Here is an 11,107-nt window from a genome sequence, read left to right as displayed (position 1 = left end):
CCGCTGAACAATCACCGAATCCGGTGGTGAGTAGGGCATAACTCCCACCGGGTTTCTCAGACAGGTAGTTGCGACGGTCTCCAATCAGCAGATAGCGTGGTGTTTCTCCACTAAACTAGAACGGATGGCCCTCCACACGGAGACCGTCTAAGTCTTCAGTTGTCTCGGTGAGGGGTGTATCCGCGACACCACTGACGGGCATCTGCAGGTTTTCAAGTTTGTCGTCCGCCATTGAATCTGGAAGTTCATCACTGGCGATTCCAAGATAGTCAAGGATATTGAGGTTGAGTTGTTTTTGCTCCTCAATTGCTTCAATTACGGATTCAGAAATAACCGATAGGAGTTCTTCTGGCTTCTCAGCTTTTTCTACCTTGCTCCTCAGTTGAGGAGAGAGAATTTCAAGAGCTTTGCTCTCCCATCGATTTAGAGGATAGTCCCTTCCTTGGGTTTCTGGAATCGGAAAAGATCGAACGGATTGTGGCCATACATCGGAATAAGTGCCTTGAAGACCGCCTGTTTCGAACTTATTTTTGAATAGCCACGTCATCAGCGTAGAGTTGATTAATGCAACAGCATAGGTGAGATTAAGATTTTCATCTAATCGTTCGAAGCCCTCGAAATCAATAGTAGCACCAGTTCCTTCAAGAGCATCATAGTCGCAACAGACCAATACTGTGTCGTCACAATACATCCCCTCGTCATCATTGACGGCAGCAATCCATCCTCCCTCATCCGTTCTCTTCCTAACCAATAGCTTCTCAGACTCAAACATTTCCTGCTGGCGGGGACCGGACATTTCGTCAGGCCTGTAATCAAGCCACTCGCCATCCCAGTCAAGGTACCAGCGGCTAATATTAGTGCCCTGGATGAATTTCTTCGCGTTGCCAACTGGTTCCTCAGAAACAACATCATCCTTAACGAACCCTCCAGATCTACTGCTGGCTACAGTCGCACCAACATTCACGTAAAGATACTGTCCCAACAGGTTTGAATTATCTTCAATCTTATCTATGAGTGGAGCGTACTTTTCGACGTAATTTTCATCTAGTCGAATTTGGCAGTTATAAGCATTGAGCCAAACCTCTGGATCAACATCGGTCAGGGTATTATAATCAAACGGATCAGTATTTACACAGCTTTGAATTTCATGGGAGGGAGTCTTGTCATCGTGTGCTTTGACAATATAAATAACTGATTGACGCTCTACGTCTTCAAACACGTTCCTTGCCCCAAAGTCAAGAATGCTTTCGAGTGTGTGGTCTGTAAGAATACTACGACGGAGATCTTTCGCATATTTTTCTGCTAGCACCAAATTGGGAAGAATAAACGAGTGGCGACCTCCTTTTCGACAGAGGTTCAATGACCGGATTATGAACGGGATGTACAAGTCCCAGTGTCCTTCCAATAGCTTTGAAGACTCGAACAACTGCTTAATGGCCTCCCGTTGTTTAGGCATTTCATCAGTCATTCTCCATGCGTTGAGCCATGGCGGGTTCCCGGCTACAACGTCAAACCCTGGATTATCCTTCTTTTCTCCATCTTCCTGATAAAATGCAATTGGAAATTCCAATTCCCAGTGGAAAAAGTGCTCATCATTAGCCATCCGCTGAGCAGAATGGTACCAGTCTTGTTCTTCGATGTCTTCCCAATTATCGTCGCGTAGAGCAGTTGCCATTCGTTCATAGGCATCTTTCGGAATATCTAATCCAATCTGCTCAGCAGTATGGACGTTCGCCATTGCGATGAGATTTTGATATAATGGGTCATCTTGGACTTCATCATAGACAGTTTCCATTTCTTTGATGTCGTCCAAAGTCTCGTTATCAATGGATAGTAGTTCTTCGAATTGGTCAGTAACGTGTTCAAGAGCCTGACGGCGCGTCCGGTCAAATGACTGCTGCAGTGTAAGTTGACCCCCTTCAATATCCGATTCCCCGTTATCTAGTACGGCCTCAATATCACTGCCCATCAACGAATTTCCCGTTTTCAGGTGGTGATCCAGAAATGCTAGTGGCTGTTCTGCTGCAAGCGTCCGAAGCCACAGCGAGACCTTTGATAATTCGACAGCTAGCGGGTTCCGGTCGACACCATAGATACACCGCTGAGCAACCTGCCGACGAGCCCAATTAATGTCGTGCTCATCGTTAACCGTTTTATTTCCCTGCTGTGCGGCCTGCTTCTGCTGGGCATCAATAATTTCACGAGCAAGGTAGTCAACTGCATTCGTCAAGAAGTGGCCACTCCCCATCGCTGGATCAAGGATTTTTAGATCAAACACTTCGTCTGCAAAGGCCTGAGCTAAACCGTTATACGAACCCTTTTTCTCCAGCGCGGCCTTTCTACAGTCTTCAACAAGTGGCTCCAGTGTATTTTCAACGATATACTCAACGACGTACTCCGGTGTGTAGTAGGAACCAGTGACCTTCCTCTCACCACTGTCCGTCGTTAGGTATACTTCCCCTTCCTGAACCACGATCTCGTTGCCATTATCGCTGGTGACGTATTCCCCATCATCGAGAGTCAGTGGCTCTTCAGCAATGTTGAGTTTGTACTCAAGCAGTCCTTCGTAGATACTCCCGAGGTGCCGGACATCCAAGGAAGAGTAATCTACAAAGATTTTCCCACCACCGCTACCTTCTTGACTCCGGGTCAGCAAGTCAATGACTTCAGCCATATAGGAGTCACCAACCTGATGATTTGCGAGGAACTTGGCTTCGACGCTGTCGCCTTCGTCAGTCTCGGTTCTGAACAAACCACCGTTATATGCCGGGATGTGAAGATCTTCCTCAGGGATGCCACGAGACTCGCTGCCCCGGTCAATGAGGTTAAATAGGTCTTCTAGCTGGTCCCAGAGTTTGGTCTGCCAGTTCTGATATTTCGGATTCGGACTGTCCAGTTCGTCCGCGATATCTTGCTTGAGAGAGTTTAGGCTGTAGGATTCTTCGTAGATTTCGTTGTTTGTGTCAAGCAGGTCACGGCCCTCACTCTCCGCATAAAGTACGAAGATGAGCCGATAGAGGTAGATGAGCGAACTGTCATGAATAAGGTCAAGATCGTCCTCGGAGAAGTTGTTGTCCGGATACTGCATGAACCCCTCAGAGAGGATCTTAATCGCCTCGTAGATGTTATTTTGGAGGTCCTCCCCCAACTCGTGGGCGAAAACATTGGACTCGTCGTAGACATCGTCCAAGAAGCAATCTCCGCTGGAGTCTTCGATAAACGCGCGATGTCGGAAGAAGAGATAGAAGTATTTGAAATCCTCAAGATCGCCCTTTTCGAGAACAGTCGGCAGGTCGATCTCGTAGTAGGAATCAAGCCGGTGACTCGTCGGACCATAGTAGAGACGCCACTTTTTTCCATCAGTGAGGACAGCCCAGTGAGCATCGTCTACTTCTTGCAGATAGACGTGAATCTGATAGCTCGGATTCTCGAAGTCGCGCTCGTGTTCACCACTCCCACGGGTGTCGAGCGGCCGACCCCAGCGCTTGGCGTCCGCGACGGCGACGGCGTCTCTGTAGAAATCACCGCCCTCATCACGACGCTCAAACGCACTACGAGCGGCGTCCTTGGACTCGAAAAAGCCGTAGTCGGGACGGCGTTGCGTCCGACTAGTACTCTCCTCAACCTCGAAGGGGATACTCAGCTTCCGGAACATCGGCCGAATAAACTTCTCTTCAAGCTGGGACTCGTTGCGTTTAGGAGCAGTCCCCTTCTCCCGGTCCCACAGTTCCATGATGTCCGCTTTCGCCTCGCGAAGTTCGTCATCGCTGAGTTCGTCCCACGCCTCGGTCTCGGGGAGGTGCTCATCAAGGTAGTAGTTCGAGAACAGGTCGCGATTCGTCCGGTAGCTGAGTGACGTTTGCATGAATTATCGAGGAATGACGATGAGAAACTCGTCGGATTCCTTGCTGTTAATCAGTGCGTGTGCGATCTCCTTGTCGTCGACGACATCCACATCTACTTTGTCGCCGATTTCTACATCGAGCTTTTCCAGCTCAGACCCGGAAATATTAATCCGGCCCGAGTTTCCAGTATTTCGACCGATTTTCTTCCGGGTCATGTGTGATGACCGAGACTGTTCATCCGAGAGATATAGTCTTTACCTAGACTATACGCAGATGAGGGATTTAATCCGAAAAATCATCGAGGCTGGTTCCCCTTGTGAAGTCCGTATTGCTATCTTGTGTCTCAGTAGTCTCAAATTCAGCGTTGTTGGTTTCCTTCTCAAGATACTGCTCGTCCACAGATCCACTCTCTACGAATTTCCGAAGCCGTTCCGCGGTCTTGTTCCCGATTCCGGAGACGTTCCCATTGAGAAGGTCCTCGAAGAAATCAGGACTATCAGCCGCCTTGTAGAGTGCAATCACCTGTTCCCAAAGGGATGCGTCCGGGATCTCGTCAGCCATGGCCGTTCCCGGTCTGTTGAGGTACTGGCGTAGCATACGGATTCGATGTCGCCCCAGCCCGCGAACGTTTTCGACCAGCGGGACTTCGTCCCGACGAACGCCTCGATCTACCCGGAAGCTGAGGATGTCAAACCAATCTGGACGGCGGATATCGGGAGAGGCATCTATGAGATGTTTCGTCGCGTCCAGAGTGTCCGCGATACGGCCTGCTTCACTCGAAATATAGGCACCATCGACTCCTGTTTGGTTCTCAATCTTGCGTGTGTCCAAGTTCTTGATCCAATACCATCGAAGGACGCCTGCAGTTATACCGTACTTATCGACAGGAAGATCGTTTTCTTGGAGAAGCCCTTCTAACTCCCCCGAACAGTTTCTATCGAGAGAGCGATCGGCGAGGAGCGTCGATTGGTAGATGAGAGCTGCTTTCGTGATCTCGTCGTTTGGCACCGCTTCGAGCCAGTCATAGAAGGTGCGAATCGCGGAGAGCGTTGCGTCTGAAAAGGAATTAAAGGCGAAATCGACAGCACCCTCACCAAGCGCGGTTGGCTGGAACTGACGGGCTGTGTCCTTTTCTGCGGTGAAGTCGTGCTCAATCTGCCAGTCGGAAGTCTGCCGTAGTCGGTCGTTGAGGCGTTCATCCTTCGATCCGTGCTCGCGGCCCCATGCGCCAATTTGTTTCATCTGCTGCCAGTACAACATCTCCTTGATGAACGCCTCAATCTCGTGGGGCGTGTCCCACTCGGTAACGATGAGTTCGAGAAGGAGCCATCGGAACCGAACTTGATTTTCGATATGCGTCGTCACCGGCTCTAACTCCCGGTGGGGTTCGAAGTACCGCTGAATGGTCTCCTCTGGATCGTCCGTGAGAGTAAACGCGTAGCCCTTATCGTAACCGTATCCTGGCCGAGCAGCGCGGCCAATCCACTGGACGTACTCGTAAACGCCGACAGGCGACGGGCCTCGCTTGATATCCGCGACGACTACCGACTGGACTGGCGAATCGAATCCATAGGCAATCGTCGTCGTCGCACAGAGGCATTGGATCTCACCCTCATCATAGAGATCTTCTATCCAGTGTCTGACCTCCTGAGGGAGGTCTGCATGGTGAAACGCGACGCCACCGTCCATGAGCCGAGCCAGATCTTCGAGAGTGCTGGTTATCTCACCGTTGACTTTCTTCTCCATTTCAGCTAGGAAATCGCGATCCGACGCGTCGCTAAAGAGTCGAGTTTTCGCGATTGCTTTTGCCCTGGACTCAGTCCATGGCTTGGCGTAATTGAAAACGAGAAACGGTGCTTTGTCCTGTTCAGTTTGAATGAAGTTGACGAGTGCCTCTTTTTTCTCCTGTTCTCCGACTTGGATCGCTTCCTCCTCTATCTCGATCTGTCGTCCCTCTGGGCTAATTGTCAGGTCAGCACCCATCCAATCCGCCAACTCGTCGGGGTTTCCCAGAGTAGCACTCATCGCAAAAATCTCGATCCCCTCGTACTGTGCAGCTGCTATGGCCTTCTCAATGGCAGGGCCGCGGAAGCCACCGTATATCTCGTGAAAATCGTCAAGAACGACGAGATCAAGATTTCGGGCGCTTCCTTTGTCTTGGAGGATCGCCCGATAGAACGAGTCGAACGTCGCGACGATTACATCCCCAGTCTGGTAAGCACTTGGCCCCGAGTAGATCCGATACTCATCTGCACCCCACTCTTGCATCGATTCTCGTTTGTCTCGAACCAACTGACGGGAGGGAACGAGATACGCGACACGGCCATCTTGTTCCAGGTGTTTCTTCGTAACCGTCTCAGCACAGAGTGTCTTCCCGTTGCCTGTCTCCGCAACCAGAAGGTGGTTGCCAGGATTCAGGATACCGTCCTCAAAGGCCAATTGCTGAGTTTCCTTGAGCGAGTCGTAGCCGTGAGCATCCATTATCTCCTCGACGACTTCGGCGTCATCTGCTGGAAGACCGGCAATACCGCTCATCGCTCGATTTCCTCAATCGGATAGTGGAAGTCATCCTCTAACTGTTCCCCACCGAGCGAGTCGTACAAAGCGAATAGATCGGCAATATCGCTGATGCTGTAGTCGTAGAGAAGTCGTTTCAGTTCCTGATGTGTGCGCGTGTCGTCAAGTCCTGCTTGAACGCCCTCGACGTACTTCTCACCGAGAATCTGGCCGACATGAACGCCCTTTACGAACTTGTCCTCGATCTCAAGACGGTAGCCACTATCGAAGTCATAGTCATCATACCAGATGCTGTCGTTGTCGATGTTCTCAAGTTTGTACGCCAACCAGTCTGGGAGAATCGGCTGACCGTCTTGAAGTTCATCTTCGTGACGCTCAGTGGCGGCTTTCGCGAGATCAATATGGTTTGGGCAAGACGATTTCAGACCGGAGGAAAGACCAGACCACTCACCAGACTCTTCGAGCTCTTCTGCCCAGTTGAGCAAATGCTTCACATCAAAGCGTGTGCCGTTGTAAGTCAAAGTCCGATCGACATTTCGGTCCTCACACCAGCCGATCAGCTGTTGGAACAAATCAGCGGTGTGCTCTGGTTCCCAACCACCTTGTCGGAAGAGGACAGAAGTCTCTGGCTCGTTCAGTTCATCGCCCCTGTACGCTACGCCCACAGATATCCACTCGAAGCAACGTGTAGCGTTTTCTTCCATATCTGGCTCCTCAAATGGGCTTGCGGGTTCGATATCGAGCGCCAGGACTCCCATTGGTGTAATGACATTCGTAATAGGCAGGGAAATAAAACTCCCGGACGGGGAGGCCACAACCACCGTTTCAAGTGGATCAACTGGAACCTGCTGTGCGGAGGCGGGGTATGTTTTTTCGCTCGTGCCCTTAGGCACACTCCCTAAGGGGGAGTACATGAGTTATCACACTCATGTCGAGGGAAACGCAGCTGACCACCTGGCAGATGACTTTCGACCCTGCACGTTTGAGGGTTGATTCAACCTGATAGGCCTGAAAAAGAGGATTTCGATTAGGTCTCCTCTGTCCTTAGTAGATCAGAAATGATAGACGAGTGGATACTCTGGTCGTGATTATCGCGCTAATCAGGTTTAATCTGGCACTCTGACTTAGAGGGTGAACTGTTCTCGACATAGTAGCCACCGCCACCCGAGCGGCCGATCCAGCGTCGACGAACAACAACCCGTGAGCCCGCGGCCGGCCCGCGGTCGCTGTGCGGGATATTCAGAGGATAGGGCCCGCACAGACGACCACGCGAACGCGACCTGCTCACGGGTCGCTCCCGCTCCCCGTTCGCATCGAGGTGCTCCCGCCGTCGCACCTCGCCGGCCTCGCCCTCACAGTCCACCAGGCCCGCCCGTGGGCCATCTGCTACATGGCTACGCGTCTACAAGCGACGCTGTACGATAGCGTGGGTCGCTTCCTGTCTCGCGATCCGGCGCGCCTTCAGACAGAACAGCCAGTCGCGCACGCGTCGGAGTCACGCGCACGGACCACAGGCACTCAGGCGCGCGGACTGCGCGCCGGGGCCCACCCGCGCCGACCAAGCGGCGCGGGTCCCGCCCGGTGCTCGGTCGCGCGGTGCGGGCCAACCGCGCGACTCGCGTCGTGAGAGTAATCTGTTCACACGTAGGTGCCCCGGTTCCTGCGCGCCGTGGGTGCTCGGATACGCGCCCCCGCTCGCCGATGGCGAGCCTGCGCGGGGGCTGCCGGGACGCGAGCGCAGAGCGCTCGGTCCGGGCTGCCGGGCGCGACTCCCCCACATGGGATTCCATCCGACGCGCGGCGCGGATTCCATCCCATGTGACTCCGTCGTGCCGGGCGCTCAGGGGCCCTCCCGCTCGCGGGGCGAGCGGGCCGGCCTGACGGACCACCTACGTGCGAACTGCGGGCGAGCCGGCGGCTCGCCCTTGGTCTTCGACCAGATCATAGACGGGGGTGGCCCGTCCGGGGCAGGTCGCGACGCCGGCGGTTGGTTGGTTCGTGACGTGCAGTCGGCCGCCGGGCGGGGCGTGGGGCGACAGCCGTGGCTCGCCGGCGTGGAAGCGAGGCGCGGTGAGCGCCCCACAAGGTGTTAGCAATGTCTCGTTCTACCTTCTCGGAAAAAACGGTTACGGACGTACAGACTTTCAACCAACAGACGGACAACCAGCCGGCTGAGTCGGTGACGGTCGAGCGCGATCCGACACACCGGTCGGCGTGCCCGGACTGTGATGCACTCCTGGTGAGCAATGACGAGGTGTCGTTCTGCCAGGACTGTGGGCTGATCGTCGCCCAGGAGTACCTCGAGCGCGAGCCGACGCTGGCCGAAACCGGCGCGAAAGCCGGCGAGGAGTACCAGGTCGAAGCGACGAACCCGTTCCGTGACGGGAAATCCATCGGTTCGACGTTCTGGCATTCGGACATCGACAGCTGTGCCCCCTCGACGACACGCGCCAAACAGCTCAACCGGATGTTGACCAAACACCGCCGCTACGCCTACACCGGTGACCGGCACCGGTCGAAGCGCCTCGACGACGTCTGTTACGACATCCAGTTGCTCAGGAGCGCGCTCGGCCTGCCCGAGGTCGTCGCGATCGAGGCCGCCCGGTGGATGCGCCAGGCGAAAGAAGCGCGGCTGCCTGGCGGCCACATGGCCTGGGAGTCACTCGCCGCGGGGGCAGTCCTGCTGGCGATCCGCGACGCCGGCTTTGCCCACGACCCCGAGACGGTCGCCGAGTTCGCCAAGACGAACCACGAGCGGCTGTGTGCGGCCGCACGGAAGCTCCGGGTCGAACTCGGGTTGGACGTACCACCCGTCCGGCAGGACGTCGTCACGACCGTCCTCGACGGGCTCGACGCCGGCGACGGTGGGACGGCCGTCCGGACGTGGCGGCTGGCCCGGCACCTGCTCGCGATCGCCGACGAACAGGGGATCGGGTCGGGGACGCCCCGGCTGACGGTGGCAGCAGCAGCGGTCTACACGGCCGATCGACTGACCGACGGCAAGCAGTGGACCCGCCAGGCCGTCGTCGACGCCGCCAACCCGGTAGTCGAGCTGTCGATGAGTAAGCTCGACCAGTACAATCCCCGGCTGTACGACGCCTACGTGGACCAGCACGGAAGCGACGATCCGAACGCCGTGCTCCAGCCCAACGCGACGATCACCCTCAAATAGACGTCCTGCACCCCTTTTTTGCGCAGGTGTTGAGCGCGTCGAGGGTGAGGGCATACACTCCGGGTGGTGTGCTCGAGTCTGCATCACACCGTGGCGATGTGCTCTCGAACAGGGGTGGCACGGGTCGCTGTGGCTCCGCCGGGTGTGATCTCCTCGCTCACTGACGCTGTGTCGCAGAGCAGACACTTCTCCGGTAGAAGCGGGTCGATAGTGGTGGGCCCCAGGCCACGCTGGACGACTCGCCAATCGGCGCGAGCGAATGACCGCAAAGTTATGATTTTCAGCTGAGAGACGCGGTTTCGGGGCCGGTTTTCGTGGGGCAAGATAAAGGCGTGAATCAGACCGACCAAAACCGGATTCAGTCTGGCGATTTGTGGTGAATCAACTGAGAGTGTTTGATTGAAACCGTGATTCAGACGGGTGCAGTCATGCGATTTTCGGAGTGAATATGCCCAATTTTCATTATTGTTGTATATCCCACCATTCTTAGTGTGCCAGCAGGCCGTAGCGCTCCCTAGAACAGATCGGTGCTGTTGTCTCGACCACGATCGAATTGGCTACCATATCGTATTTGACACAGTCTGCGGCGGCATGTGGAGACCACTGTCGGTCGGAACTGGTGATGGAAGTAGGGCTGCAGATTCGCCACTGGATCCAGTCGGCGATACTCTTCGACCGGATCAATGAGAGTCGAGTCGTGAGCAGCCGCGCGATATCCAATCGTGAGAACTGCTGATTTCAGGGCCCCCCTCTCGTCTTCGCGGATGCGAATCGGCACCAACGAGATTCTGGGTACGTCTCCAGAGATCAGAAATCGTAGACGGCGATCTCGCTCGACCCACAGCCTGGACACGACGCCGCAGGATCATCCACTGTATAGCCACACTGCCGACATTCGATGTACTGGTCGTCGACTCCGAGGCCCCAGTCAAGGAGACTCATTACCGGCGTATGAACCGGCTCCGGGATAGGTATTACTGCAAACTCGCGGACGGAAACAGGTTCCCTCGCCCTAGGTCTTCCGCTCGTGAACTACCCCGACCTACTCAGCGGCTACCGCCGCTTCCTTGAGGTCGGGGCTTCCTTGCTTTCGCGTCGGACTTCCTGTTTCAACGACGGAACTTGCAGACACCGACTCAGAATCGTCTGAGTCGTCACCCACAGCGGCTCCAGTCTCCAACAGGCGTTCTACTTCGGACTGTCCCAGCCCTAACTGCTTCAAACCACGTTCTAAGACGTTGAGTGCGGCATTCCAGTCACGGTCCAACTCAAACCCACACGACGGACAACTATGCTCACGCACCCAGAGCGGCTTGTCCGTCTTCACACCGCACTCGCTACACATCTTGGTGGTGTTTGCTGGTTTGACCTGCCGGACGTGACAGCCATGCTGGTCGGATTTGTATTCCAGCAGTTGGATGAATTGCCGCCACGCCGCGTCCTGCTTATTCCGGGCGTTCTGACTGCCTTCCAGCAGCCGCTTCACGTCCAAATCCTCAACGAACACCGCATCGTATTCCGTCACCAACCACGTCGAAAGTTTATGCTGAAAGTCCAAGACTTTCCGCCGAAC

At 54.8% G+C, this 11,107-nt stretch carries 6 protein-coding genes and 2 pseudogenes; 1 reads left to right on the top strand and 7 read right to left on the bottom strand.

Annotated elements, in window-relative coordinates:
- Positions 1 to 115: 115 nt before the first annotated feature.
- The 5 genes and pseudogenes from E2481_RS19275 to E2481_RS18450 all read right to left on the bottom strand — a co-directional run.
- Positions 116 to 862 (bottom strand): annotated as a pseudogene (locus E2481_RS19275) (TaqI-like C-terminal specificity domain-containing protein); the annotation flags it as partial.
- 300 nt (positions 863 to 1,162) lie between these two features.
- Positions 1,163 to 3,865: pseudogene (locus E2481_RS19270) on the bottom strand (Eco57I restriction-modification methylase domain-containing protein); the annotation flags it as partial.
- A gap of 3 nt (positions 3,866 to 3,868) precedes the next feature.
- Positions 3,869 to 4,060 carry a hypothetical protein gene (locus tag E2481_RS18460; protein WP_136718627.1) on the bottom strand — a complete coding sequence of 64 codons (192 nt, stop codon included), beginning with the start codon at positions 4,058 to 4,060 and terminating at the stop codon, positions 3,869 to 3,871.
- 67 nt (positions 4,061 to 4,127) lie between these two features.
- On the bottom strand, positions 4,128 to 6,380 hold the full coding sequence (locus E2481_RS18455; protein WP_136718626.1) for a DEAD/DEAH box helicase: 2,253 nt from the start codon (positions 6,378 to 6,380) through the stop codon (positions 4,128 to 4,130).
- A complete protein-coding gene (locus E2481_RS18450; RefSeq protein WP_250137895.1) occupies positions 6,377 to 7,255 on the bottom strand; it encodes a hypothetical protein in 879 nt (292 codons plus the stop codon). The genes E2481_RS18455 and E2481_RS18450 overlap by 4 nt, the downstream gene beginning before the upstream one ends.
- Before the next feature lie 1,202 nt (positions 7,256 to 8,457).
- Between E2481_RS18450 and E2481_RS18445 the strand changes: the two genes are divergently transcribed.
- On the top strand, positions 8,458 to 9,534 hold the full coding sequence (locus E2481_RS18445) for a transcription initiation factor IIB family protein (protein ID WP_136718625.1): 1,077 nt from the start codon (positions 8,458 to 8,460) through the stop codon (positions 9,532 to 9,534).
- A gap of 807 nt (positions 9,535 to 10,341) precedes the next feature.
- On the opposite strand, the gene E2481_RS19115 is transcribed toward E2481_RS18445, so the two are convergent.
- Both E2481_RS19115 and E2481_RS18440 read right to left on the bottom strand, forming a co-directional pair.
- A complete protein-coding gene (locus E2481_RS19115) occupies positions 10,342 to 10,476 on the bottom strand; it encodes a hypothetical protein (protein ID WP_256867920.1) in 135 nt (44 codons plus the stop codon).
- A gap of 100 nt (positions 10,477 to 10,576) precedes the next feature.
- Positions 10,577 to 11,107: RNA-guided endonuclease InsQ/TnpB family protein (locus tag E2481_RS18440; protein WP_136718624.1), on the bottom strand; the 531-nt coding region annotated here is incomplete at its 5' end.

The sequence above is a fragment of the Halorientalis salina genome, from assembly GCF_005049285.1.
GTDB lineage: Archaea > Halobacteriota > Halobacteria > Halobacteriales > Haloarculaceae > Halorientalis > Halorientalis salina.
The sequence above is the reverse complement of the archived record's forward strand: the minus strand, read 5'-3'. Positions and strand labels throughout refer to the sequence as shown.